Raw genomic sequence first — 23537 nt, forward strand, 5'->3', positions numbered from 1 at the left:
GACTACCTCCCGGCCCGAGCCGCACTGCTGCGGCTCCGGCGCGCTCGTGGTGTTCCCTGGGTGTAGGCCGCACCCGGCGGCACGCCGTGGTGCTGGTACTGCCGCCTCCGCTTGTGCTTCGGCAGCGGGCGTTCCGCCCGTACCCGGATCCGGCTGGCGCTGACCGCGCCACCCGTGCCCGTGGTCACCTCTCTGGGGGTGTTCAGCTCGCGCCCCGCCATCGCGACCACGGTGCCCAGCGGGCGCTCGTGGCTGATCTTGGCGGTGAGCAGCCGGGTGATCACGATGGTGGCGACGAACGCCCACGCCGTCGAGAAGAACCCGAAGCTCCACCCCGCCCAGCGCTCGACGCCGAGGACGACGAAGAACGCCGGGATGCCGATGAGCCACGCGACGTAGCGGGCTCGCCAGGGAAAAGTCGCTTTCGGCGGGCCGAGCCAGACGGCGTCGACCCGGTAGACCTCGTCATCAGTCCTGATGCGCACGCCGTCCGCCTCAGCCCGTGAACAGGCCGGCGATCCACTGGCCCACGTTCACGCCGGCGCCGCTGACCGCGAGGCCGATGATCGCGAGCGCGATGACCACGCCGGCGAGCCGCCGCATCACGCCGGCGTTGTCGCCCTTGCCACCGCCCAGCCACAGCAGGAGGAGGGCGACGGCCAGCAGCACCAGGGGGATGATGTTGTCCAGCAGCCACTGGCGCACGTTTCCGGTGCCCAGTTCGCCGGCGGCCAGCGTGTCGAGGGTGGTCAAGGTCGTCATCGCGATACTCCCGGTGCGCGGTGGGGGCCGCGCGGTTCTGGCTCAGGCGGTGCTTCGAACAACATCATGGAGGCTACGAGGGGTAGTGGTCAAAGCGCGCTGCGTAGATGTCGGCTGCCTCTTCAACCGGTGTGGCGCGCGTGGCACACGAAAACTCCACGCCCACCATCATCGCGGCAAGGGTCCTCGGGTTAAACCCCGGCCACCCATACTTCTCAGTGTGCTGACGAACTCACCCCAATGCCCGGGATTTGCTCACTGTGGGTACTGACGCCACAGCCGTTGTGCGGCCTGGAACAGTGTGACATGACCCGAACGGCCGTGTCGCGCGAGTCCGCTCTGTGACCGCCCTCCGGCCGGTCCAGGCCCATGTCGATCTTGGACTCCGCCGCCGTCCGTCACAGGGCGCGCAGAACTTAACATCTTTTTCACTACATAGCGTGATCTTGACCCGTCAGGCCCGGCGGCGGGCGAAGACGCCGTCCGGGAAGGCGCCGGCTTCGACGACGCGGCGGCTGAGGCCGCGGCACAGCTCCTCGAGCCGGGCGGCCTTTTCGGGGCCGAGGTGGTCCCACGGCCCCTTCGCGGCGGCCTCGGTGGCGACCTCGACGCGGTCACGGACGGCGACGCCCGCCTCGGTCAGCGAACCGTCGGCGTCGAGGATCCCGCGGTCGCGGAGCCCGGTTTCGGCGGCGGACCACTGCTCGTCGCTCCAGCCGCGGGTCAGCTTGGCCGCGTCGACGGCGAACCCGCGCCCGGTGGCGACGTGGGTCAGCAGGGCTTCGAGCCCGCTGAGGCCGTTGAGGACGAGGGCGGCGATGTGGCCGTCGCCGCGGTACTCGCGGAGCAGGGTGATGGCGTGCCAGAGCACGAGGTGCGGCTCGCCGGGCCAGTCGAGCCCCGCGTGGGCCGCGTAGAGCGGACGTCCTTCGCCGGTGCACCCGTCGCTCGCCTCGCGGGCCAGCTCGGCGGCTTCGGCGACTTCGTCGCTCTTGACGTGGTCGCCGAGCAGCCGGGTCAGGGCCTTGTCGACGCCGTCGAGACGGGCTTCGAGGACCTGCTCCGGCGTCGCGAGGGTCCAGGCGCGCGGGATCACGCGGGCGACGACCTCGGGGTTGAAGTTGTAGAAGGTGGCCGCGACGACCTCGGGGCCGACGGCGCCCATGGCCGCGGACCGGCTCGCGAAGTACGGCATCCGGCCGGGCCGCAGCCCGATCCCGGTGAGCGCGGCATCGACCTCGGGCGCGAAGTACGCCAGGGCGTGCAGGGAATCGAACGCCGACTTGAACCGCTTCTCGTCACCCGCCATGGCGGCACCCTACTACCGGGTAACCACGTTGCGGAACCGCTGTCCCTCACCTTGTCGTGAGTGTTTAGGGCGGTTAGAACCGCCCTAAACACTCACGAGGGCTTGGGGCGGACGAGCTGGCATGTAAGCCGGATCCTGTTCCCCGGTCGCCTCGCGGCTCGCGGGGCGGCGGTCATCCATCTCGGCCTGCCGTCGCCGGCAGGCTCCAGCGGCCTACCCGCAGGCTCGGACGGGCCGCCCTCGAACGCCTGCGCAGGAGCTCGCGCTCCCTCTTGGCCTTGCTCCGGGTGGGGTTTACCCAGCCACCCCGGTCACCCGGGATGCTGGTGGTCTCTTACACCACCGTTTCACCCTTACCCCGGTCCGGAGACCGGGGCGGTCTGTTTTCTGTGGCACTTTCCCGCGGGTCGCCCCGGGTTGCCGTTAGCAACCACCCTGCCCTGCGGAGTCCGGACTTTCCTCGGGCCGGGTCTCCCCGGCTCGCGACCGCCCTGCCAGCTCGTCCGCGCGCAGATCGTAGCTCAGTACCCGGCCACCGCCGCGCGCGGTTCGGCCGCCGGGGCCGGGTGCTGGCGGGCGAGCTCGGCCGTCCAGTGCAGCACCGCCGCGGGACTGTCGAGGCCGATGAGCCCGACGAGCTTGCCGCGGCGGACGAAGCCGGTGATCGGCCGCGTGCTCGGGATCGGCGACTCGAGCAGGACGGTGTCGGTGCCGAGGCCGGGCCGCCCGGCGACCTGGATGCGGACGCCGTGCTGCTCGGACCAGTAGCGCGGCACCGGCGTGTAAGCCGGGGCGCCCTGCGGCCCGATCAGCAGGTTTTCGGCGGCCGCGCGGCCCATTTCGACGGCGTTGAGCCAGTGTTCGTCCCGCCGCGGCGCGGAGTCGTAACGCAGGTTCGGCCAGCGGGCGACGTCACCGGCCGCGACGATCGTCGACGAGCCGACGACGTGGCACGTCGGCCCGCAGACGACGCCGTCGTCGAGCGGGAGCTTGGCGCCGCGCAGCCACGACACCGCCGGGACGCTGCCGACCGCGACGACGACGCAGGCGACGTCGATCGCGCGCCCGTCGGTGAATTCGAGGCCGACCGAAGACGGCCCGGGCCGCCAGCGCCGGATCGTCGTGCCGAGTTCGACGTGGACGCCGTGGGCGGTGTGCAGCGCGGTGAGCCAGTCGCCGATGTCCGGGCCGAGGACGTCGGCGAGGAGCGCCCGCGCGCGGCCGATGAGGACGACGTCGCGGTTCAGCTCGCGGAGGCTGGAGGCGACCTCGCAGCCGATGAAGCCGTCGCCGATCACGGCGACCGGGCCGGGTGCCGTGGCGAGCGCGCGCTGGAGCGCGATCGTGTCGGATAGCGTGCGCACGACGACGACCCGCGGGTGCCCGTGCAGCGCGCCGGGCATGCGACGCGGTTCGACGCCGGTGGCGATGATCAGGCCGTCGTAGCGGATCTCCTCGTCGCGCAGGTGGACGATCTGCCGGTTCGGCGACAGCGCGGTGACGGGCGTGTCGAAGTACCACTCCGCGTCGACTTCGAGCGGGTCGGCCAGCTGCGTGTCGGCCCGGCTGACCGCGCCGGTCAGCAGCTGCTTGGACAGCGCCGGGCGGTGGTAGGCGATGCCGGGTTCGGCGCCGAGGACGACGATTTCGCCGTCGAACCCGAGCTCGCGCAGCCGTTCCGCGGCGCGCAGGCCGGCCAGGCCGGCTCCGGCGATGACGATGCGTTCGCTCATCGGGTCGCTCCCGCCAGGTGGATGGCTCGCATGGGACACGCGCGCGCGGCGGCGCGCACGTTCGGGACTTCCTGTGCCCGCGGGCGTTTCTCGTACTCGAGCTGCCCGTCCTGGCCGAGCCGGAAGACCTGCGGCGCCTCGGATTGGCAGACGCCGTAGGCGTGGCAGCGGTGGCTGTCGACGTCGACGCGCAGTTCGTCGCCGGGCTCCTCCGGTGCGGGGGCGATCAGCCCGGCGCGGACGAGCACCGCCGCGGGCAGCACCCGCAGCACGGACAGCATCACCGGCGGCGCGAGCAGCGTGATCCCGGCCAGCCACACCACGGCCAAGTGTCCACTTGCGACAGCACCGAGCCAGGCGTGCACGGCCAGCAGCCCGATCGCGCCGTAGCCGACCTGGTGAAAACGCAGCCAGCGGCCGCGGCGCAGGCCCGCGGTGACGGACACGGCGATCACCAGTTCGAGGCCCGCGACGCCGAGCGCGTGCCGCGGCGTGGCGTCGTAGAAGGGCACGAGCAGGTCGGCGACGCCGAACGGGTCGTCTTCGAGGAAGAGGAACGTCAGCCCGTGCAGGGTGCCGGTGGCGAGGGTGAACGTGGCGAGCACGACGTGCCCGGAGCGCAGCGCGTCCCGGCCGCTGAACCGGCGGACCCAGCCGGTGGCGGCCAGCACGCCCCAGCAGAGCGTCAGGCACATGCAGAGGTAGGCGAGGCGGCCGGACAGCGCGGCGGCCTCGGCGATCCCGGTGTCGTGCGGCGACACCGGGACCAGCGCGGCTGAGGGGGACATGGGGCGGCTTACCTCCGGGTGCGCGGCGGGGTCCTGCCGGGGGTCCCGAGCAGGCGGAGCAGGCCGAACGTGGCGACGGTGGCGAGCGCCACGAGCGCGGCGCCGAGGGCGACGTCGCCGCCGCCGAGGGTGTCGTCCTCGGTGGCGGAGACGAGCAGGGACGTGGTTTCGGCGAGGCCGGTGCTCTCGAGGAGCGTCAGGTGGCCGAGCGCGGTGTCGACGGCGGTCTGGGCGAACGCGCGGACGTCGTCGTCGCGGGTGCCGGCGCGGACGTCGGAGGCGAGGGCGAAGAGGCTGCCGTACTCGGCGCGGAGGCGGTTGACGTAGGCGCGGTCGAACGCGTCCCCGGAGTCCGCGGCGATTTCGTCGGCCCAGCCGCGTTCGCGCGCGGTGGGTTCGGCGGGCAGGGTGACGGCGAGCCGGTCGGCTGCCGCGCGAAGGGCGACGTCGAGGCGGGCCTGGTCGTCGGCGATCCGGACGGCGACGGCCCGGACGCGCCGGTTGGTGGCCCGCTCGGCGGCGAGCCTGCTCGACGGCACAGCCCACAGCGTGTGCTGTTTCAGCCGGGTCAGCAGGGTGCGGTCGGATTGCTGCGGTTCCGCGGCGGAAACCGGGACGGCGGCGCCGAGCACGAGCGCGGTCGTGATGGCCAGCAGGGCCACCCAGCGCAGCGGCATTCCCGTTCTCCCTTCGCGGTGGAGTCCTCACCGGGAGCTACGGGGAGAAGGTGTGATCCGGTTCTCGTCGTCACCTTTTAGAGACTGTGATGTGCATCACAAGACACATTGTGAACCACGCGTGGCCGGTCGCCGTAGCGGCCGTCGCCAAATGGGAATGGGAAAGTGAGGCATATGGCCTATTAACTGCTTTTGCGCTACGCTCCGATAGCCCCACGGTCCGCCAGTCAGGTGAGGTTGCGAGCTTTATGGAAGCACCGGGAAGAGAAAGTCGCGCCCCCGTCGGCCACACCGGCACCGCGACGGCGGTCGAGCCCGGCGACGACCTCGTCCCGTTGCTGTACAAGGACTTCCGCGCCACACTGTTCGCGCAGGTCCTGGCCCTGACCAACCACGACCGGCAGTGGACCGAAGACGTCGTGCAGGAGACGATGATCCGCGCGTGGCAGCACTCCGACACGCTGGAACGCGAACCGGGAATGCTGCGCGGCTGGCTGCTGACGGTGGCCCGCCGCATCGTCATCGACGGCTGGCGGAATCGCCGGGTCCGCCCGCAGGAGGTCGCGCTGGAGATCCCGGAAAACGCCGAGTCCGCGGACCGCGCGGACAGTTCGTTAGCCGCACTAACGATTACCCGGGCATTGGCGGAACTGGACGCGAAATACCAGTCCGTCATCCACGAGACCTACTTGGCCGGAAACACCGTCCGGCAGGCGGCGACAATTCTGGGAATTCCCGAGGGAACGGTGAAATCGCGCTTGTACACGGCGATGCGGCAATTGCGGAAGGCGCTCGGGGAAATGGCGGTGCGATGAGGGGGCGGCGCCGCGAATCCGCGGCCCTCGGGCTCGGGGTGCTCGACGACGCGGCGGAGTTCGAGGCACACCTGCGGGGTTGTGCTCGGTGCCGGGAACGGGTCGCGGGGTTCGAGCCGGTGGCCGCGGCCTTGGCGGAGGCGGTCCGGCTGGGTTACCTGCCGATCGGCGGTTCGGGCCCGCGAGTCGTCGACGTGCCGACCGAACGCCGTCAGCCGATTTCCGGCCACTCGGCCCGCGCGGCGACCAGTCGCTACCCGACGCCCGTCACGGGCGCGGCTCGGCGGCGGAAGCCGGGCGTGTTCTCCGGCCCGCTCGGCTCGGCGCTGCTGGTGCTCGCGCTCGCCGCGGCCGTGCTCGGCCTGTGCGCTGCTCGCCCGGCGGGCGGCGGGATCCGGTTCGCCTCCGCTGCGTGCATCGTCTCCCCTGCTCCCGTCGTGGCCGGTACCGGCCGTGACCTGCGGGATCTCCCCTGGCCGACCGGATTCCAGTAGTCTGCCCCAACCCAACATGAAAGTCCTTACGGTGGATACCGAAGTAAATCCCGAGCACCCCGTCAGCGGGGCTTCGGTACCGAAGCGTCCCGCCCCGCGGCTCCCCGGCCGCGAGCCCGAGCTCAGCCGTCTGACCAGCCTCTTCCCGGCCGTGCTCGGCGGCTCGGCGGCCAGCGCGGTGCTGATCGGCGAGTTCGGCATGGGCAAGAGCGCCACCCTGCACGCCGTCGCGGCGCTGGCCGGGGACGCGGGCTTCACCGTCGCGGTCGCCACCGGGTCGCGGCTCGAGAGCCACCTGCCCGGCGGGCTCGCCCGCCAGCTGGCCGACGCGCTCGCGGCTCCCGGCGCCCCGCGGCCGGCCGCCACCGACCTGTGCGGGCCCGCCGGGGAGAGCGAGGCACTCGACCTCTTCTTCGGGCTCGTCCGCGAGGCCGCCGGACGGGGGCCGCTGTTCCTCGGCATCGACAACGTCCACCTCGCCGACGCCTGGTCGATGCGCTGCCTCGCCTACATCCGCAACCGCGTGGCCGGCCTGCCCGTGCTGATCGTCCTGACGTCGCTGATCGGGCACCCGCCGCACCACGAGGTCGCGCTGCTGGAGATGGCGGGCTGCACACCGGCGTCGATCACCCTCAACGGCCTCGGCGACGCCGCCGCGGCGGAGATCCTCGGCCTCGCCCCCGGCGAGCTCGCCACCGCGTGCCGCGAGGCCACCGGCGGCAACCCGTACCTGCTGCAGGCGCTGCGGCCGCGGCTGCTGCCCGGCGCGGACCCGCACGAACTCGGCTCGTCGCTGATCGGGCAGGTGCTCCACACCCGGATGCAGGAATTCCCGCACGCGCCGGCGATCCTGCAGGCGGCCGCGATCCTCGGCGAGGACGCCGGGTTCGACCTGCTGGCCCAGCTCGCCGGGGTCGACGAGCTCGACGCGCTGCAGGCGATCGACACCATGGTCCGGCTGCACGTGCTCAACAACAGCAACCAGCCGACGCTGACGTACTCGTTCGTCCGCAACTCCGTGCTGCGGGACATGCCGCGCACGACGCGGGCGGTCAGCCACGCGCGGGCGGCGAAACTGCTTTCGGAATCAGGCGCGCCGGCCGAGCGCGTCGCCGCGCACCTGCTGGAAGCGACGGCGATCCGGATCCCGTGGGGCGTGGACGTGCTGCGGCTGAGCGCGCGCAACGCCGTGTTCTCGGGCCACCCCGAGCTGGCGGCGCGCCACCTGCGTCGCGCGCTGGAGGAACGGCTGACGTCCGGGCGCCGGGTGGCCGTGCTGCTGCAGCTCGCGCACGCGGAGTTCCAGCTCGACCCGTCCGCGGCGGCGAAGCGGGTGCGGGAGGCGGTCGACAACATCGGCAACCGCGAGACGGCGGCGTTCATCGCGACGGCGATGCTGCTGTCGCTGTGCGGCGGCCAAGACGCCCGGCTCGGGATCAGCGCGGCGGGCCAGATCGCCGCGCGGCTCGACGCGGGCGGGCCGGACGCCGTGTGGCCGTTGCTGTGCATGACTTATCTCGCGGAAGCGGGCAGCAGGCTCGGGCCGCCGCCGGAGTTCCGCGACTTCGAGGAGCAGTGGGCGCCGCTGACCGACCCGGCGGCGCAGCGGAGCCGATCGGCGTTGCTGGCGCTCGACGCGGTCCGCAGCGGCGAATCGGCGCAGGACGCGCTCGGCCACTTCGCGGACGCGTTGACCGGCGACGACGGCGAGCTGTTCGAGCAGCACTACTTCTTCACGCTGGCGACCGCGGTGCTCGCGGACGAGCCGTCGCACGTGGACCGGCTGTGCCGGGTGCTCGACGTCGAGCGTGAGCCGTGGGACGTGCACGTGCCGCACGGCGCGTTGCCGACCCTCGCGCGCGGGATCGCGTTGCAGGCCAGCGGCGACCTGCAGCGGGCCAGCGTGCACTTCGAGTCGCTGCTGCGCCGGTTCGACGAGCGCGGCGGGACGACGACGTGCCCGGTCGGCGTGCTGTGCGCGGCGAAGCTGGTCGAGTGCTGGGTGGACTTGGGCCGCTTCGAGGCGGCGACGTCGTTGCTGGACCGGATGGACTTCGTCGCGAGCCAGGGCCTGTTCACCCACACGTACTTGCTGTATGCGCGGGGCCGCCTGCGCGTCGCGACGGGGTACACGCGGTTCGGGTTCGAGGACCTGCTGAGCTGCGGACGGCGGCTGGCGCACCACGGGATGCGGTTCCCGGGGTTCGTGCCGTGGCGCGCGCACGCGGCGCGGGCGGCGCTGGCGTTGGGCCAGGCGGACGACGCGGCCCGCCTGGCCGAAGAGGACATGACGGCATCGACGCGCTGGGGCGCGGCGCGGCCGTTGGGCACGGCGTTGACGACACTGGGCCTGGTGCGCGAGGACGACGAAGCCGAGCGGGCGCTGAACAAGGCGATCTCGACGCTGCGGTCGTCCCCGGCCCGGCTGCAGCTGGCGACGGCGTTGACGGAGCTGGGCACGTTGCAGGCACGGCACGGCCAGTCCGAGAAGGCCATCGAGACACTGCGGCAGGCGGTGGAGCTGAGCGAGCACTGCGGCGCGCGTCCGCTGGCCCGGCGAGCGGCGGAGGAGCTGCGGTCGGCGCGTCGCGCGTTGACCCCGGCGAAGGACAACGAGCACGGCTTGACGCGCCAGGAGAACCGGATCGCGGTGATGGCGGCGCAGGGGTTGACGAACCGCGAGATCGCGACGGCGTTGCATTTGACGCGGCGGACGGTGGAGCTGCATTTGTCGGGGGCTTACCGGAAGCTGGGGATTCCGGGGCGGGCGGAACTCGGGGGCGCGCTGGCGAAGTCCCAGCGGACGGACGCGCGTTGACCCTGCCCGGCGCCGTTGCTCTACTCGGGCCATGTCGGGTTCGAGGGTCCGCAGGCCGGGAAGTCCACATCGGACTCGAAGGGGATGTGAGCGGCGCCGGAATTGTCGGTGGTCGCCGGTAGAGTGGAAGACGGGGGCGCCCCCGCGGGCTCGGGGCCGACTTGGGCGGCGGGCCGTGCTCGGCCGCGGTCCGTCGGTCGTGCGCGGCGGCCTGAGCTTCGGGGCAGGCGCGGGAATTCTGGCCGCTGCGCCCGCCGCCGTCCCCGCCCTCTTCAGCCCCAACACCGGCCCGAACGAGTCGCCGCCGTGCGGCCCCCACGGCTGGCCCGAAGCGGTGGCCGCCATGCCCGCGCGCCGGGTGGACGTGTCGCCTGACGCACCCCCGATTCGATGTGAGTCCGGACCCAGCGGCCACTGACTTCCGACCGCCGTCGATTAGCGTGAACGCGTGAACTTCTGGGCAGGCGCGGGAAGCCTGGCACTCCTGGCCGCCGTGCTTGTCTTCGCCATCGTCCGCCCGCGCGGCTGGCCCGAAGCCGTCGCCGCCGTTCCCGCCGCCGGGCTCGCTCTCCTCCTCGGTCTCGTCGAACCCGCCGAAGCCGGGCGCCGGGCCGTCGAGATCCTGCCCACCCTCGGCTTTCTCGCCGCCATCTTGCTTTTGTCCTTTTTGGCCAGTGTCGACGGCGTCTTCACCTGGCTCGGCAACCGCCTCGCCGAGGCCTGTCACGGCAAACCGCGGCGGCTGCTCGTGCTCACCTTCGCCGCCGCGGCCGGGGTGACCGCCGTCCTCAGCCTCGATGCCACCGTTGTCCTGCTCACCCCCGTCGTGCTCGCCACCGCCCAGAGCCTCGCCCTGCCGCCGCGCCCGCATGTCTACGCCTGCGCGCACCTCGCCAACTCGGCCTCGACGCTCCTACCCGTCTCCAACCTGACCAACCTCCTGGCCTTCGCCGCCTCCGGGCTGACCTTCGCCGGGTTCACGGCCCTGATGGCGTTGCCGTGGCTCGTCACGATCGGCATCGAACTGCTCGTCTTCCTGCGGTTCTTCAAGGACGACCTCAAACCACGCGAGACCGCCGAACCCGGGCGGCACCTGGAGACCCCGACGTTCGCCCTGGTCGTCCTCGGCCTGACGCTCGTCGGCTTCGGGGTCGGGCAGCTGGGGCACGTCGAACCCGGGTGGATCGCCATGCTCGCCGCGCTCATCCTCGGGGTCCGGGCGCTCGCTCGGGGCACCATCCGGCCGTGGCAGCTGGTCAGCGAAGCGGCGCCGCAGCTCGTGCTGTTCGTGCTCGGGCTGGCCGTGGTCGTGGAGGCCGTGTCGGAACACCTGCTCGGCGGCCTGCTGCGCGACGTCCTGCCGACGTCGACCGGACTCGCCGACCTCCTGCTCACCGCTGGAGTGGCCGCGCTGCTGGCCAACCTCGTCAACAACCTGCCCGCGACGCTGATCCTGCTCTCCGTGCTCGGCCCGCACCCGGCGCCGGGCGTGCTGCTCGCCGTGCTGCTGGGCGTCAACATCGGCCCGAACGCGAGCTACCTCGGCTCGCTCGCCACGCTCCTCTGGCGGCGGACGCTGCCGCAGCACCCTTCGGCGCGGACCTTCCACGCGCTCGGGGCCGCGACGACCCCGCTGAGCCTGGCCGCCGCGACCGTCGCGCTCTGGGTGGGCCTCAGCTGGGCGTCGTGATCGTCTGGCCCGGCTTCATCGTCGCGCCGCAGTCGTCCAGCGGGCCGCCGAAGCGGTCCGCCGCCACCAGCGGGATCGTCTTCGCCGCGTACTCCTGGGCCGCCTTCAGCTTGGCCGGGTCGGTGACCGCGTCCTTGCGGACCCAGTCGCCGTTGCGCAGGCCCTCCACCGGCGAGCTGTAGATCAGCACGTAGTCGCGGTCGAGCCGCGGGTCGAGCGCGATGCCGTTGCCCGCCGCCCACGGACCCCACGAGTGGATGAACGTCGGCTTCACCGTGTCGAACACGTAGTTCCGCAGGCCCGCCAGGTCGTTGTCGTGGACGAGGTCGGCGATGGGCTTGTTGACCAGGCCCGCCATGTCGACCAGCTCGAGCCGGCTCGTCATCGACGAACCGCCGAGGTCCGGCAGCAGCAGCGACGCCTTCTGCAGGCCGAGGATGTCGGCGTAGGTGTTGAAGCCGCGGCCGAAGCGGTCGGCGACCAGGCACGCCGTGATGTTCGGGTTCTTCGCGAACTTGTCCGCCGCGGCCGCGAACCCGACCGCCGACGGCACGAACGCGCCCACCAGCACCACGACGACGCCGACGCGCAGCAGCGCCCGCCGGTGCTTCAGCAGCTCCCCGGCCGACAGCGTGCCCGCGATGACCGCCAGCGCCCAGATCGGGCTGGCGAAGCGGTGCTGGTACATCCAGTCCGCGACCATCACGCCGTACGCGACGATCCCGAGGCCCAGCGGCACCAGCAGCGCGATCAGCGAACGCCGCCACGGTGCCTTGGCCAGCGCGAACACGATCACCAGCGCGAGCAGGACGACCCCCGCCCAGCCCGCGTAGCCGACCAGCTCGAGGGGCCGCTTGAGCGCGTCCATCCCGGGCAGGCCCTGCTGCTTCGCGACCGACGGGTTGGCCAGCAGCCGCCCGAACTCCGCGTGCCGCCAGACGACGTACGCGCCGAACGGCACAGCGAACGCCGCCACCGACAGCAGCGCCAGCCGGAAGCTCTTCCAGAACAGGCCGCCGCGCAGCAGGAACAGCGCCGCCAGCGGGTACGCGCCCGCGTAGATCAGGCCTTCCGGCCGGGTCAGCGCGGCGAACGCGACCAGGACACCCGACCACAGCGCGATCTTCGGCGTCAGGAGCGTGTCGTTGCGGACCGCGACGAACAGCGTCACGGCCAGCGTGACGACGGCGAACGCGAACAGCGAGTTCTCCAGGCCGGACACGACCCAGATGACGAACGACGGGATCGTCGCCAGCGTCAGCCCGGCGATCAGCGTCGCCAGCCACGCGAAGCGCGTGAAGATCTGCTTCGCCGCGATGTAACAGGCCGTCAGGATGCCGCCGGTGAACAGCAGGCCCAGCGCCTTGGGGAACAGCACGTAGTCCGGGATGCCGAAGAGCAGGCCGTGGTCGAAGAGGCCGACCAGCTTGCCGAGGCCGAGCAGCACCATCCACGTCGGGTCGGAGAAGCCCTCGACCGGCGGGGCGCCCGGCTGCAGCACCGGGCCGAGGCCGTCGGCGAAGCTGCGGGCGTAGGAGAACGTGATGGCGGCGTCGTCGACGATCCAGTGGCCGTAGCGGGTGGCGTGCACGGCGACCGCCGCGACGCCGGCGAGCACGGCCAGCACCGGCGCCAACCGGGCGCCCCAGCCCCGCCGGGTGGCGGTGGGCGCGGGGTCCTCGGGGACGTCGCTCTGGGAGGTCTCGGTGAGTGCGCTAGCCGTCATGTCCTCGTCACTGTTCCGCCCGCAGGCTTCTGCCGGTGGGATACGCGCGAGCTGGCGCCCCCTGATCGGACCCGGTGGCCGGGACCCTCACCGCGGCGACGCGGTCGAGACACTGTAGCCAATACCCCATCCGGGGTCGGCCACGCGTCGGCGTTGAGCGTGATCCACCCCACATTTTCGCGGGTCAGGCCAGGTGCGAGGTGTCGTTGACGAGCCGGACCGACGCGTTCCCGTCCGGGTAGAACTCGACGATCGACAGCGACGCCAGGTCCAGGTGCAGCCGGAACAGCAGCTGCGGGCCGGCGTCGAGGCCCATCCGCAGCAGCGTCTTGATCGGCGTCACGTGGCTGACCAGCACCAGCGTCCGGCCGCCGTGCTCGGCGATCAGCTCGTCGCGGGCCTTGCGGACGCGCCGGTGGACGACGTCGAAGCTCTCCCCGCCGGGCGGGGCCACCGAGCTGTCGCCGAGCCAGGACCGGTGCAGCTCGGGGTCGCGGTCGGCGGCTTCGGCGAACGTCAGGCCTTCCCACTCGCCGAAGTCGGTCTCGATCAGGCCGGGGTGGGTCTCGACGCGGCCGCCGAGCGCGTCGGCGACGGCCTGCGCGGTCTGCTTCGTGCGGGTCAGCGGCGACGAGATGATCGGGACGGCCTCGCCGTCGACGACCAGGCCGTCGGTCGCGGCCAGGCGTTTCGCCGCCGCGGCGGCCTGCGCGCGGCCCAGCTCGGTGAGCGGGACGTCGCCGCGGCCGGAGTAGCGGCGCAGCGCCGACATCTCCGTCTGGCCGTGGCGCAGCAGGAGCAGCCGGGTCGGGGTGCCCTGCGCGCCGGTCCAGGCGGTCGTCCCGCGGTCGGGTCTCCGGGTCGGAAGTTTCGGCGTGGCGACCGGCTTTCCGGCGGCCGCGTCCATCGCCTCGTTGGCCAAGCGGTCGGCGTGGGAGTTCTGCGCGCGCGGGATCCACTCGTACTTGACGCGCGAGAAGCCCGCCGCCAGTTCCTTCGCCCGCTCGGCGAGCGGCTGCATGTCCGGGTGCTTGATCTTCCAGCGCCCGGACATCTGCTCCACGACGAGCTTCGAGTCCATCCGGACGTCCACAGTGGACGCGCCCAGCTCGGCGGCCGCGGTCAGCCCGGCGATCAGGCCCTGGTACTCGGCGACGTTGTTGGTGACGACGCCGAGGCTTTCCTTGCGCTCAGCCAGCACCTCGCCGTCGCTGTCCTTGACCACGGCGCCGTAGCCCGCCGGACCCGGGTTGCCGCGGGAGCCGCCGTCCGCCTCGATGATGACGTGCGACGTCACAGACCCGACTCCATGGTCCGGACCAGGATCGCGCCGCAGTTCTCGCACTGGATGACGTCGTCCTCGGGCGCGCCCTTGATCTCGTTGACGGTGTTGCGGTCCAGCTCCAGCTGGCAGGCGCCGCACCGGCGGGCCCGCAGCAGCGCGGCGCCGATGCCCTTGTGCTCGCGGACCCGCTCGTACAGCTTGAGCAGCGGCTCCGGGAAGCGCGGCACCAGCTTCGCGCGGTCTTCCTCGCGGCGCGCGCGGGTGGTGTCGAGGTCCTTGAACGCCTCGTCGCGGCGGGCGGTCGCGGCGGCCACCTCGGCCTCGGCCTTGTCGACCTCGGCGCCGGTGCGCTGCGCGTCCAGGCCGAGGGCCTCGCGCTGCTCCATCAGCTCCAGCAGGTCGTCCTCGAGCGCGCTCTGACGGCGTTCGAGCGACTGCAGCTCGTGCTCGATGTCGGTCATCTGCTTCGAGTTGACCGAGCCGGACGCCAGGAGCTTGCGGTCGCGGTCCTCGCGGGCGCGCACCGATTCGATCTCCTTCTCCTGCCGGGCGATCTCGCGGTCGAGGTCCGACGCGGCGGTCTCCACCGAAACGAGCGCGTCGCGGCGCTCGCGGACGGTCTTCTCCCCGGCGTCGATCTCGGCCAGCTCGGGCAGGGTGCGGCGGCGGTGCGCGGTGCGCGAGAGCTCGGCGTCCACCTTGGCGAGCTCGAGCAACTGGCGCTGCACGGCGGGTTCGGCCTTCACGGTGCTCCTCTTAGCTAGATGTGCGCTCGGCGCGGACGTTCCACGGGTCGGTGCACCGCGTGGAGACGTGAACGTCGACGTTACCCGCAAAGGCGTGGCCGATGACCGCCGAGGCTTGCGCGCACCACGGCCATTCGCTGGCCCAGTGGGTCAGCCCGACCAGCGCGGGCACCGGGCCGGTGCCGGCCAGGTGCTCACCGGCGGGGTGATGCCGCAGGTCGGCGGTGACGAAGGCGTCGACGCCGGCGGCGGTGGCCTGCTTCAGGTAGGAGTCCCCGGCACCGCCGGACACGGCGACGGTGCGGATCGGGCGGTTCTCCTCGCCGGCCCCGAGCACGCCGGGCACGGTCGCGGGCAGGGCGTCGGCGACGCGCTGGACGAACACCGCGAACGGCTCCGGTTCGGGCAGCTCGCCGATGCGGCCGATGCCGGTGACGCCGTCTTCGTTGGCCGCGAGCGGGCCGGTCACGCGCAGCCCGATCGCCTCGGCCAGCGCGTCGGAGACACCGGGGTCGGCGGAGTCGGCGTTGGTGTGCGCGCAGTAGAGGGCGACGCCTTCGCGGATCATCCGGTGCACGAGGCCGCCCTTGGCGGTGTCGGCGGGGACGCCGTGCACGCCGCGCAGCAGCAGCGGGTGGTGCGCGACGATCAGCTGCGCGCCGAAGTCGAGGGCTTCGTCGACGGTCTCGGCGACGGGGTCGACGCAGCACAGCACGCGCGTGACGGGTTCGGCCGGGTCGCCGCAGACGAGGCCGACCGCGTCCCACGACTCGGCGAGTGCGGGCGGGTAGGCCTGCTCCAGGGCGGTGATGATTTCGGAGAGGGCGGGCACCCCGGGATCTTCGCATGTACGGTGCGGGGCCACGCCGAGGCCGCGCACTTCGGCGACCAGCCGTTAGGGGCGCTCCGGCGGCGTCGGACCGCCGCCGCCGCGAGCGCCGGGTGGAGGGTCAGTTGCAGTTGCCGCAGCAACCGCAGCCCTGGCCGGTGCACTTCGAGCAGCACCCGTGCATGATCGCTCTCCCTTCGGTTCGCGTCCTCGCGTGATCGACGCTAAGTGACCGGCGCGGGCCGGTGGTACCGCCGAGCGAGCGGGTGACCGGGTGAACCCGCCGGTTACGCTCGCCGACACTCGCGCCGCGCCTGGCGGGCGCCCCGCCGCGGCGCGACCGGCGTCGTCCGCTCCCGGTGAACCCGCCGGTTACGCTCGCGGCGTGACGCACATCGTCTTCGTCTGCTCCGGCAACATCTGCCGCTCCCCGATGGCCGAGCTGGTGTTCCGCGCCCGGCTCGAGGATGCCGGCCTCGCCGATGCCGTCCGCGTGACCAGCGCCGGGACCGGGCCCTGGCACGCTGGGGAGCCCGCCGACAAGCGCGCCCGCGCGACCCTGAAAGCGCACGGCTACCCGACTTCGCACGTCGCCTCCGAGGTCTCCGATGAGGACCTGGGCGCCGACCTCCTGCTGGCCGCCGACGAAGGGCACGCCGAGTTCCTGCGGGCCCGCGTCGACGATCCGGCGAAGGTGCGGCTGCTGCGGTCGTTCGACCCGTCGGCGCCCGAGGGGGCCGAGGTCCCGGACCCGTACTACGGCGGCGACGATGGCTTCGAGGACGTCCTCGGCATGATCGAGCGCGCCGTGCCCGGTTTGCTGGATTGGGTGCGTTCGCGGGGGTAGCGGTCACATCCGGCGGAGGTCGGCGGGCGCCCGCGGCGGGGCACGGCCTACCGTGGTGGGGTGCGGTTGCGGTTCCTGCTCCGGCCCGGGTGGCTGGCTCTGACGGTGGTGGTGTTCACCTTCGCCGTCTGCTGCTTCACGCTGCTTTCGCCGTGGCAGTTCAGCCGGAACACCGAACGCGAGCAGCAGAACGCCGCCCTGGAGGCCTCCTTCACCGCCGCGCCGCTGCCGCTGAACCAGCTGCTGCCGCCGGGGACCGTGCCCGACCAGCACACCGAATGGCACCTCGTCTCGATCACCGGCCAGTACCTGCCGGACAAGGAGGTCGTCGCGCGGCTGCGGACGGTCCAGGGTGAGGGTGCCTTCGAGGTGCTGACGCCGCTGCGGACCACCGACGGCACGGTCGTGCTGATCGACCGCGGGTACGTCCGGCTCGACAGCAAGTCCGGCGCGCTGCCGTTCGCGCCGGCGCCGGGCGGGACCGTGCAGGTCACGGCCCGCGTCCGCGCCGACGAGACCGACCCGAAGAACCGCGACGCGTTCGCCGACGCCTCGACGGGCGGGCGGCTGCAGAGCTACGTCGTCGACTCGCGGGTCGTCGCGCGGGCGGGCAAGCTCGACATCCGGCCGGGGTACTTCCAGCTCGACAACGGCCAGCCCGGCGTGCTCGGCGCGTTGCCGCTGCCGCAGACCGACTCGGGACCGTTCCTGTCGTACGCATTGCAGTGGATCGCGTTCGGCGCGATGGCCCTGCTGGGCTGGCTGTACTTCACCGTCCGCGAGCTGAAGCCGGGTGGTGCGCTGACGACGCCGTCGACCGAGAAGGTCCGCCGCAAGTCCGTCGCGGAGATCCTGGCCGAGGACGAGTACGCGGAAAGTGGCCATCAGCAATAGGCCGGAAATGGCCCTGGGGCAAGGCCACTTGCGGTGCTGAACTGGTCGCATGTTGATCCACCCGTGGGACGCGGCCCGTGACGACGCCGAGTGGCGGGAGTGGCTGTCCGAGCACGATTTCGGCCAGCTGATCGCGGGCGGCGCGGGCCGGGACCTGCCAGTGGTGACACCGGCGCACTTCGCGTTCGACGGCGACCGCACGGTGGTCACGCACCTGGCCCGGCCGAACCCGATCTGGCCGCTGCTGGAGGAGCACCCGAGGGCGCTGCTGACGGTGGTCGACGACTACACGTACATCCGGGCGGACTGGAACACCCCGGCGGACCCGGAGCACGGAGTGCCGACGTCGTACTACGCGACGGTGCAGCTCGAGGGCGACGTCCGGCTGGTCGACGACCCGGCGGCGAAGGCCGAGCTGCTGGACCGGCAGCTGAGGCACTTCGAGCCGGACGGGGCGCGGGCCGAGGTGAGCGCGACGGAGGCCCCGGACCGGCGGCTGCTGCCGGGGATCCGCGGGATCGAGTTCACGATCACGGGGGTGCGGGCGAAGTTCAAGTTCGGCGGGAACAAGGGGGCCGAGGACCGGGAACGGATCGGGGCGCGGCTCGCGGAGCGGGGCGGGCGGCTGGATCAGGCTGCTTTGGGGCAGTTGCGCCGCCGCGGCTGAGAGGCCCGGCCCCCGCCCTTCCCTTGGGGGGCGTCCCCTTGGCCAGTCTATCGGCGACGGCCGACAAAACCGGCGCGAAGCGGCCTCGGCGGCGCAGTTGTCCACATCCGCCGCGCCCTGGGGAAGAGTCAGGGCGACGACCGGGCGTGCGACGTCGCGAATGACTCATTGGGGACCATGGACGTCCCGAATGAGTCATTCGCGACGCCACCGCCGCCCACACGACAAGCCGCGGCCGGGCCCCGAGCACCTCAGCGCGACCGGCGCCAGAACCCAGCCACCACGGCCAGCACCACGGAAGTCACCCCGGCCAGCCACCCGACAACCCGCGACAGCTCCACAGCCCGCGTCACATGCCCGGCATCCGGGTTCCGCCCAACCCCGAGCACTGGCAGCTCAGCCACCCCGTGCGGGTAAACGGTCCGCCCCCCGACCCGAATCTCCAATGCCCCGGCGAAAGCCGCCTCGACCCGTCCGGCATTGGGGCTGGGATGAGCGATCGTGTCCCGCCGCCAAGCCCGCCAAGCCCCACCAGCCGAGCCACCGACCACCGGGGCCGCCAGCACGGTCAACCCCGCGGCAACCCGCGTCGGCACCAGGTGAACCAGCTCATCGAGCCGGTCGATCGCCCAATGCCCCTGACGCCCCACCCGGGCGCGGCGCAACAAGCTGGCCGCCCGCGCGCCCACCAAACCCGGCACGCCGGCAACCGCACCCCAGACCAACGGAGCCACCACCGCATCGGAAGTGTTCTCCGCCAAAGTCTCCACGGAGGCCCGGGAAAGCCCCACTAAATCAAGACTGTCGGCGACCCGCGGGTCCAGTTCGGACAGTGTCGCGCGAGCGGGTTCGAAGCGGCACTCCTCCAGATCCCGAGCCAGCTCCGTGCCCTGCAACGCCAGCCCGGCCGCGCCAAGCACAGCCCACGTCGACACTGCCGTCGCCGTGGCCTGGACCACCGGACGCCCGCGCCCCGCGCGCTCCAGCAGCAGCCCGCCGACTACCAAAGCTCCCGCCAGCGCCGCGCCCCGACGCTGTGACAACCGGCGGAACGCCGTCACCGGAGGTCGACGGCGGGCGTCGCCGAGGGCGCCGTCGGCCGCCACACCCAACACCAGTCCGATCGCGCGCGCCGCGCTCACCCGTGCCCCCCGGCGGAAGAAACGTCCAGTACCCGACGAGGCTACTCGACCAGTGCCGCGATCTCGTCCCGCGCCTGCACCACGATGTCCCGCATCGCCCGTTCCGCCCGGTCCGCCTCACCCCCGGCCACCGCCGCGGCCACCTCCGCGTGCAGCGCCACCGCCTCCGGCTGCGGCTCCGGGGGCATCAGGCCGTGCCCCGTCCGGCCGGTCAGCACCTCCGCGACCACCTCGGACAGCTGCGCGAACATCGGGTTCCGCGACGCCGACAGCAGCAGGTCGTGGAACGCGATGTCGAACTCGAGGAACGTCGTGAGGTCGCGGGCGCGGGCCGTCCGCGCCAGCCGCTCGGCCAGCGCGCCGAGGCGGCCGCGCTCCTCCGGCGTCGCCCGCAGGGCCGCGTACCGCGCCGCGCACGGCTCGATCGCCGACCGCAGCTCGTTCAACGTCGCCAAGGCCGCCGGGCGGGCCGGGCCGTCGAGCTGCCAGCGGATCAGCCGCGGGTCGTAGTGGTTCCACTCCCCCGGCTCCCGCACCGTCACCCCGACGCGGCGCTTGCTGCTCGTCAGCCGCATCGTCTCGAGGACCCGGACGACTTCGCGCGCCACCGTCCGCGAAGCACCGAAGCGCTCCTGAAGCTCTTCGGACCGCAGCACCGTGCCCGGGGCCAGCGCCCCGTTGGCGATCGCCGCGCCCAGTTCGTCCAGTACCTGCTCGTGCCTCACCCGTCCCAACCTAGCCGTCTGACTCGATTAAGTAGTACTTCATCTTGAATAAGTAGTACTTTTGAGTTTCACTCACCTGAGCACAACGAAGTGGGAGGTGCGGATGACCGTCATCGTGGTGATGGGCGTGTCAGGCTCCGGGAAGACGACGATCGGCACGGCGCTGGCGAACGCGCTGGGCGTCGAGTACGCCGAAGCGGACACGTTCCACCCGAAAGCCAACATCGACAAGATGACCGCGGGGCACCCGCTGACCGACGAGGACCGCGCCCCCTGGCTCGAGGCCATCGCCGGCTGGATCCGCGAGCACCAGGCGACCGGCGGCGTCGTGACGTCGTCCGCGCTCAAGCGCCGCTACCGCGACGTGCTGAGAACCGGCGGCGACGTCTGGTTCGCGCACCTGCACGGCCCGCGTGCCCTCCTCGCCCAGCGCATGACGACGCGCACGGGCCACTTCATGCCGGTGTCGCTGCTGGACTCCCAGCTGGCCGACCTGGAACCCCTCGAGCCGGACGAGCCCGGCGCGATCTTCGACATCGGCGGCACTCCCCAGGAGATCACCGAAGCCGCCCTGACCGCTTTCCGGGAGCACGTGTGAACACCGTCCTCGCCGCCGGCTGGACCGGCCACGACACCCGCCTGATCGGCGCGACCCTCCTCGCGATCGCCGTCATCGTCGTGCTGATCACGAAGGTGAAGCTGCACCCGTTCCTGTCGCTGGTGCTCGGCTCGCTCGTGCTCGGCCTGACCGCCGGGATGCCGATCACCGACGTGATCAAGAAGTTCTCCGCCGGGGTGGGCAGCACCATCGCGTCCGTCGGCATCCTCATCGCCCTCGGCGCCATGCTCGGCAAGCTGCTGGCCGACTCCGGTGGCGCCGACCAGATCGTCGACACCGTGCTCGGCAAGGCCCGCGGCGCCGCGTTGCCGTGGGCGATGGCGCTGGTCGCCGCGCTGATCGGGTTGCCGATGTTCTTCGAGATCGGCCTCGTCATGCTCATCCCCGTCGTGCTGCTCGCGGCCAAGCGCACCGGCAAACCGCTGATGCTGGTGGGGATCCCGGCCGTCGCCGGGCTGTCGGTGCTGCACGGCCTCGTCCCGCCGCACCCCGGCCCGCTCGCGGCGGCGGGTGCCCTCAACGCGAACGTCGGGATCACGCTGGCGTTCGGCCTGCTCGTCGGCATCCCGACGGTGATCGTCGCGGGCCCGCTGTTCGGCAAGGTCGCCGCGCGCCTGGTGCCGGAGGCGCAGCCGCCGGAGCGCCTGATCCCGGAACGCGCCGACACGGACAAGCCGCGGCCGAGCTTCGCCGCGACGCTCACGACGGTGCTGCTGCCCGTCGTGCTCATGCTCGCGAAGGCACTCTCGGACATCCTGCTGGGCAAGGACACGCAGGCCCGCAAGATCCTCGACTTCGTCGGCGACCCGCTGATCGCGCTGCTCGCCGCGGTCCTGGTGGGCATGGTGCTGCTCGGCCGCCCGGCCGGGCTCGGCCGCGAGAAGCTGTCCACTGTGGTCGGTGACTCGCTGGGCCCGATCGCCGGGATCACCCTGATCGTCGGCGCGGGCGGCGGGTTCAAGCAGACCCTGGTCGACGCCGGCGTCGGCGACGTCATCACCGGCCTGGCCAAGGACGCGCACCTGTCCCCGCTGCTGCTCGGCTGGCTGGTCGCGGTGGCGATCCGGTTGGCGACGGGCTCGGCGACGGTCGCCACGGTCTCGGCGGCGGGCATCGTCGCCCCGCTGGCCGCGGGCATGGACCCGTCGCACAGCGCGCTGCTCGTGCTGGCCATCGGCGCCGGTTCGCTGTTCTTCTCGCACGTCAACGACGCCGGGTTCTGGCTGGTCAAGGAGTACTTCGGGCTGTCGGTCGGGCAGACGCTGAAGAGCTGGTCGGTGATGGAGACGCTGATCTCCGTGGTCGCGATCGCGCTGATTCTCCCCCTCTCCCTCGTCGTTTAGGTGTCGAATGGCGGCGAGCCCGTTCGTAGCCGAGGTGAAGGACCGTCTTCACCACCGAGGGAGTTCGCCATGAAGCAGTACCTGCTCGCCGTCCAGTTCGACGAAAGCGCGCCGCCGGAGCCGGAGGAGGACGTGCTGGCGATGATGGCGCGCACGGGGAAGGTCACCGACGAGATGAAGGCCGCCGGCGCGTGGGTGTTCGTCGGCGGCCTGGAGCACTCGCACGCGTCCACGGTCGTGCGCGCTTCGAGCGGCGGGGCGACGACGATCACCGACGGCCCGTTCGCCGAGACGAAGGAGCAGCTCGGCGGGTTCTGGGTGATCAACGCCGAGAACCTCGACGAGGCGCTGACCTGGGCCGAGAAGTGCTCGCTGGCGTGCGGGCAGCCGATCGAGGTGCGCCCGTTCGACGACGGCTCGCGCCGCTGATGGACCTCGACGACGTCTACCGCGCGGAGTACGGCCGGTGCGTCGCGACGCTGACGCGCCTCCTCGGCGACATCGGGCTCGCCGAGGAGGCCGTGCAGGACGCGTTCGCGATCGCCGTCCAGAAGTGGGCGGAGGAGCTGCCGCCCAACCCCGGCGCGTGGATCGTGACCACCGCGCGGAACCGGGCGATCGACCGCCTGCGCCGGGAGTCCACCCGGGAGGCCCGCCACGCGCAGGCGTTGCTGCTCAGCCAGCCCGACGAGCCACGAGAGGTGGGCCCGGTGCGTGACGACCAGCTCCGCATGATCTTCACCTGCTGCCACCCGGCGCTGTCCCCGTTGGCGCAGACGGCGTTGACGTTGCGCCTGCTCGGCGGGCTCGAGGTGCCCGAGATCGCCCGGGCCTACCTGGTGCCGGAGGCGACGATCTCCCAGCGGATCGTCCGCGCGAAGAAGAAGATCCGCGACGCGGGCATCCCCTACCGCGTGCCCGGCGAGGCCGAGCTCCCCGACCGGCTGGCCCCGGTGCTGACCGTGCTCTACCTGGTGTTCAACGAGGGGTACGCGTCGACGTCGGGCGAGCTGCTGCGGACGGACCTGTGCCTGGAGGCGATCCGGCTGGCGCGGGCGCTCGCCGAGCTGATGCCCGACGAGCCGGAGGTCCTCGGCCTGCTGGCGCTGCTGCTGCTCACCGAGGCGCGGCGGCCCGCGCGGGTGGGGCGCTCGGGCGAGCTGGTGCCGCTCGCCGAGCAGGACCGGTCGTTGTGGAACCGCGAGCTGATCGCCGAGGGGCACGACCTCGTGCGGCGGTGCCTGCGGCGCAACCAGCCGGGGCCGTACCAGCTGCAGGCCGCGATCAACGCCGTGCACACGGACGGGCCGTCGACCGACTGGACGCAGGTGCTCGCCCTCTACGACCAGCTGTGGCAGCGGACGCCGACGCCGATCGTGGCGCTCAACCGCGCGGTCGCCGTCGCCGAGGTGCACGGCCCCGCGGTCGCGCTGGCCGTCGTCGACGAGCTGGACCTGCCGGGCTACCACCTCCTGCCCGCCACCCGCGCGGACCTGCTCGCCCGGCTGGGGCGCACGGACGAGGCCGTCGCCGCCTACGACGAAGCGATCGCCTTGGCCACCAACGACACCGAACGGACCTTCCTGGAGTCGAAGCGCGACCGCCTCTGAGCACTCGTTGACATGTGA

Annotated in this window: 23 protein-coding genes and 1 other RNA gene; 11 read left to right on the top strand and 13 right to left on the bottom strand. The window is 72.3% G+C overall.

Translation table 11 applies throughout. The features are described from left to right. Nucleotides 1–2: 2 nt before the first annotated feature. The 7 genes from QP939_RS06610 to QP939_RS06640 form a co-directional block, all read right to left on the bottom strand. Nucleotides 3–485 carry a hypothetical protein gene (locus QP939_RS06610; protein ID WP_285455671.1) on the bottom strand — a complete coding sequence of 161 codons (483 nt, stop codon included), beginning with the start codon at nucleotides 483–485 and terminating at the stop codon, nucleotides 3–5. Between the two features lie 10 nt (nucleotides 486–495). Then, complete coding sequence (locus QP939_RS06615) at nucleotides 496–762, bottom strand: hypothetical protein (protein WP_285455672.1); 267 nt, start codon at nucleotides 760–762, stop codon at nucleotides 496–498. 454 nt (nucleotides 763–1216) lie between these two features. Then, the gene (locus tag QP939_RS06620) at nucleotides 1217–2071 is read right to left on the bottom strand and encodes an SCO6745 family protein (RefSeq protein ID WP_285455673.1); all 855 of its coding nucleotides are present in this window, start codon (nucleotides 2069–2071) and stop codon (nucleotides 1217–1219) included. A gap of 108 nt (nucleotides 2072–2179) precedes the next feature. Beyond that, nucleotides 2180–2573, bottom strand: an RNA gene (gene rnpB / locus QP939_RS06625) — RNase P RNA component class A. 19 nt (nucleotides 2574–2592) lie between these two features. Further along, complete coding sequence (locus tag QP939_RS06630) at nucleotides 2593–3804, bottom strand: NAD(P)/FAD-dependent oxidoreductase (RefSeq protein WP_285455674.1); 1212 nt, start codon at nucleotides 3802–3804, stop codon at nucleotides 2593–2595. Further along, on the bottom strand, nucleotides 3801–4592 hold the full coding sequence (locus QP939_RS06635; RefSeq protein WP_285455676.1) for a ferredoxin: 792 nt from the start codon (nucleotides 4590–4592) through the stop codon (nucleotides 3801–3803). Before QP939_RS06635 ends, QP939_RS06630 begins: the two co-directional genes overlap by 4 nt. Nucleotides 4593–4600: 8 nt before the next feature. Next, the gene (locus QP939_RS06640; RefSeq protein WP_285455677.1) at nucleotides 4601–5269 is read right to left on the bottom strand and encodes a DUF4142 domain-containing protein; all 669 of its coding nucleotides are present in this window, start codon (nucleotides 5267–5269) and stop codon (nucleotides 4601–4603) included. Between the two features lie 248 nt (nucleotides 5270–5517). Between QP939_RS06640 and QP939_RS06645 the strand changes: the two genes are divergently transcribed. The 4 genes from QP939_RS06645 to QP939_RS06660 all read left to right on the top strand — a co-directional run bounded on the left by QP939_RS06645 (nucleotide 5518) and on the right by QP939_RS06660 (nucleotide 11086). Beyond that, a complete protein-coding gene (locus QP939_RS06645) occupies nucleotides 5518–6084 on the top strand; it encodes a sigma-70 family RNA polymerase sigma factor (protein WP_285459678.1) in 567 nt (188 codons plus the stop codon). Continuing rightward, a complete protein-coding gene (locus QP939_RS06650) occupies nucleotides 6081–6578 on the top strand; it encodes a zf-HC2 domain-containing protein (protein ID WP_285455678.1) in 498 nt (165 codons plus the stop codon). The genes QP939_RS06645 and QP939_RS06650 overlap by 4 nt, the downstream gene beginning before the upstream one ends. A gap of 31 nt (nucleotides 6579–6609) precedes the next feature. Next, a complete protein-coding gene (locus tag QP939_RS06655; RefSeq protein WP_285455679.1) occupies nucleotides 6610–9396 on the top strand; it encodes an AAA family ATPase in 2787 nt (928 codons plus the stop codon). A gap of 448 nt (nucleotides 9397–9844) precedes the next feature. Further along, nucleotides 9845–11086: an SLC13 family permease gene (locus QP939_RS06660; RefSeq protein ID WP_285455680.1), complete on the top strand. Its 1242-nt coding sequence runs from the start codon at nucleotides 9845–9847 to the stop codon at nucleotides 11084–11086. On the opposite strand, the gene QP939_RS06665 is transcribed toward QP939_RS06660, so the two are convergent. The 4 genes from QP939_RS06665 to QP939_RS06680 all read right to left on the bottom strand — a co-directional run bounded on the left by QP939_RS06665 (nucleotide 11070) and on the right by QP939_RS06680 (nucleotide 15675). Beyond that, nucleotides 11070–12812: a HAMP domain-containing protein gene (locus QP939_RS06665; RefSeq protein WP_285455681.1), complete on the bottom strand. Its 1743-nt coding sequence runs from the start codon at nucleotides 12810–12812 to the stop codon at nucleotides 11070–11072. The genes QP939_RS06660 and QP939_RS06665 overlap by 17 nt on opposite strands. Nucleotides 12813–12996: 184 nt before the next feature. Beyond that, nucleotides 12997–14109, bottom strand: coding sequence for a bifunctional RNase H/acid phosphatase (locus QP939_RS06670; protein ID WP_285455682.1), 1113 nt, complete (start codon nucleotides 14107–14109; stop codon nucleotides 12997–12999). After that, the gene (locus QP939_RS06675) at nucleotides 14106–14843 is read right to left on the bottom strand and encodes a zinc ribbon domain-containing protein (protein WP_285455683.1); all 738 of its coding nucleotides are present in this window, start codon (nucleotides 14841–14843) and stop codon (nucleotides 14106–14108) included. The genes QP939_RS06670 and QP939_RS06675 overlap by 4 nt, the downstream gene beginning before the upstream one ends. Before the next feature lie 10 nt (nucleotides 14844–14853). After that, complete coding sequence (locus tag QP939_RS06680) at nucleotides 14854–15675, bottom strand: Nif3-like dinuclear metal center hexameric protein (RefSeq protein WP_285455684.1); 822 nt, start codon at nucleotides 15673–15675, stop codon at nucleotides 14854–14856. Nucleotides 15676–16057: 382 nt separating this feature from the next. Here QP939_RS06680 and QP939_RS06685 point away from each other — a divergent pair, with 382 nt between their 5' ends. From QP939_RS06685 to QP939_RS06695, 3 genes are read left to right on the top strand one after another with little or no spacing between them, the layout of a single operon-like run. Next, nucleotides 16058–16519 carry a low molecular weight protein-tyrosine-phosphatase gene (locus tag QP939_RS06685; protein ID WP_285455685.1) on the top strand — a complete coding sequence of 154 codons (462 nt, stop codon included), beginning with the start codon at nucleotides 16058–16060 and terminating at the stop codon, nucleotides 16517–16519. 60 nt (nucleotides 16520–16579) lie between these two features. After that, on the top strand, nucleotides 16580–17413 hold the full coding sequence (locus tag QP939_RS06690) for an SURF1 family cytochrome oxidase biogenesis protein (RefSeq protein ID WP_285455686.1): 834 nt from the start codon (nucleotides 16580–16582) through the stop codon (nucleotides 17411–17413). Nucleotides 17414–17462: 49 nt separating this feature from the next. Beyond that, nucleotides 17463–18080, top strand: a complete 618-nt coding sequence (locus QP939_RS06695) for an FMN-binding negative transcriptional regulator (protein WP_285455687.1) — start codon at nucleotides 17463–17465, stop codon at nucleotides 18078–18080. Between the two features lie 251 nt (nucleotides 18081–18331). Here the strand turns inward: QP939_RS06695 and QP939_RS06700 are convergent, their stop codons facing one another. Continuing rightward, on the bottom strand, nucleotides 18332–19222 hold the full coding sequence (locus tag QP939_RS06700) for a cobalamin biosynthesis protein CobD/CbiB (protein ID WP_285455688.1): 891 nt from the start codon (nucleotides 19220–19222) through the stop codon (nucleotides 18332–18334). A 41-nt stretch (nucleotides 19223–19263) separates the two neighbouring features. Next, entirely contained in the window at nucleotides 19264–19947 is a 684-nt protein-coding gene (locus tag QP939_RS06705) for a FadR/GntR family transcriptional regulator (RefSeq protein WP_414641661.1), read from the bottom strand. 103 nt (nucleotides 19948–20050) lie between these two features. Here QP939_RS06705 and QP939_RS06710 point away from each other — a divergent pair, with 103 nt between their 5' ends. The 4 genes from QP939_RS06710 (at nucleotide 20051) to QP939_RS06725 (ending at nucleotide 23519) form a co-directional block, all read left to right on the top strand. After that, nucleotides 20051–20545 carry a gluconokinase gene (locus QP939_RS06710; protein ID WP_285455690.1) on the top strand — a complete coding sequence of 165 codons (495 nt, stop codon included), beginning with the start codon at nucleotides 20051–20053 and terminating at the stop codon, nucleotides 20543–20545. Continuing rightward, the gene (locus tag QP939_RS06715; protein ID WP_285455691.1) at nucleotides 20542–21909 is read left to right on the top strand and encodes a GntT/GntP/DsdX family permease; all 1368 of its coding nucleotides are present in this window, start codon (nucleotides 20542–20544) and stop codon (nucleotides 21907–21909) included. Before QP939_RS06710 ends, QP939_RS06715 begins: the two co-directional genes overlap by 4 nt. Before the next feature lie 69 nt (nucleotides 21910–21978). Continuing rightward, nucleotides 21979–22338 (top strand): YciI family protein, encoded by a 360-nt coding sequence (locus QP939_RS06720; protein WP_285455692.1) that lies wholly within the window; start codon nucleotides 21979–21981, stop codon nucleotides 22336–22338. Continuing rightward, the gene (locus QP939_RS06725) at nucleotides 22338–23519 is read left to right on the top strand and encodes an RNA polymerase sigma factor (RefSeq protein ID WP_285459679.1); all 1182 of its coding nucleotides are present in this window, start codon (nucleotides 22338–22340) and stop codon (nucleotides 23517–23519) included. Before QP939_RS06720 ends, QP939_RS06725 begins: the two co-directional genes overlap by 1 nt. The last annotated feature ends 18 nt before the right edge of the window (nucleotides 23520–23537 follow it).

The organism is Amycolatopsis nalaikhensis (genome assembly GCF_030264295.1).
In the GTDB taxonomy this organism is placed as follows: Bacteria; Actinomycetota; Actinomycetes; order Mycobacteriales; family Pseudonocardiaceae; genus Amycolatopsis; species Amycolatopsis nalaikhensis.

What these genes read in the sequence shown, in the direction of transcription:
- QP939_RS06720 (WP_285455692.1), top strand. Translation starts at nt 21,979, where the DNA reads ATGAAGCAGTACCTGCTCGCCGTCCAGTTCGACGAAAGCGCGCCGCCG.
- QP939_RS06620 (WP_285455673.1), bottom strand. Translation starts at nt 2,071, where the DNA reads ATGGCGGGTGACGAGAAGCGGTTCAAGTCGGCGTTCGATTCCCTGCAC.
- QP939_RS06630 (WP_285455674.1), bottom strand. Translation starts at nt 3,804, where the DNA reads ATGAGCGAACGCATCGTCATCGCCGGAGCCGGCCTGGCCGGCCTGCGC.
- QP939_RS06640 (WP_285455677.1), bottom strand. Translation starts at nt 5,269, where the DNA reads ATGCCGCTGCGCTGGGTGGCCCTGCTGGCCATCACGACCGCGCTCGTG.
- QP939_RS06665 (WP_285455681.1), bottom strand. Translation starts at nt 12,812, where the DNA reads ATGACGGCTAGCGCACTCACCGAGACCTCCCAGAGCGACGTCCCCGAG.
- QP939_RS06615 (WP_285455672.1), bottom strand. Translation starts at nt 762, where the DNA reads ATGACGACCTTGACCACCCTCGACACGCTGGCCGCCGGCGAACTGGGC.
- QP939_RS06635 (WP_285455676.1), bottom strand. Translation starts at nt 4,592, where the DNA reads ATGTCCCCCTCAGCCGCGCTGGTCCCGGTGTCGCCGCACGACACCGGG.
- QP939_RS06710 (WP_285455690.1), top strand. Translation starts at nt 20,051, where the DNA reads ATGACCGTCATCGTGGTGATGGGCGTGTCAGGCTCCGGGAAGACGACG.
- QP939_RS06645 (WP_285459678.1), top strand. Translation starts at nt 5,518, where the DNA reads ATGGAAGCACCGGGAAGAGAAAGTCGCGCCCCCGTCGGCCACACCGGC.
- QP939_RS06725 (WP_285459679.1), top strand. Translation starts at nt 22,338, where the DNA reads ATGGACCTCGACGACGTCTACCGCGCGGAGTACGGCCGGTGCGTCGCG.
- QP939_RS06695 (WP_285455687.1), top strand. Translation starts at nt 17,463, where the DNA reads ATGTTGATCCACCCGTGGGACGCGGCCCGTGACGACGCCGAGTGGCGG.
- QP939_RS06650 (WP_285455678.1), top strand. Translation starts at nt 6,081, where the DNA reads ATGAGGGGGCGGCGCCGCGAATCCGCGGCCCTCGGGCTCGGGGTGCTC.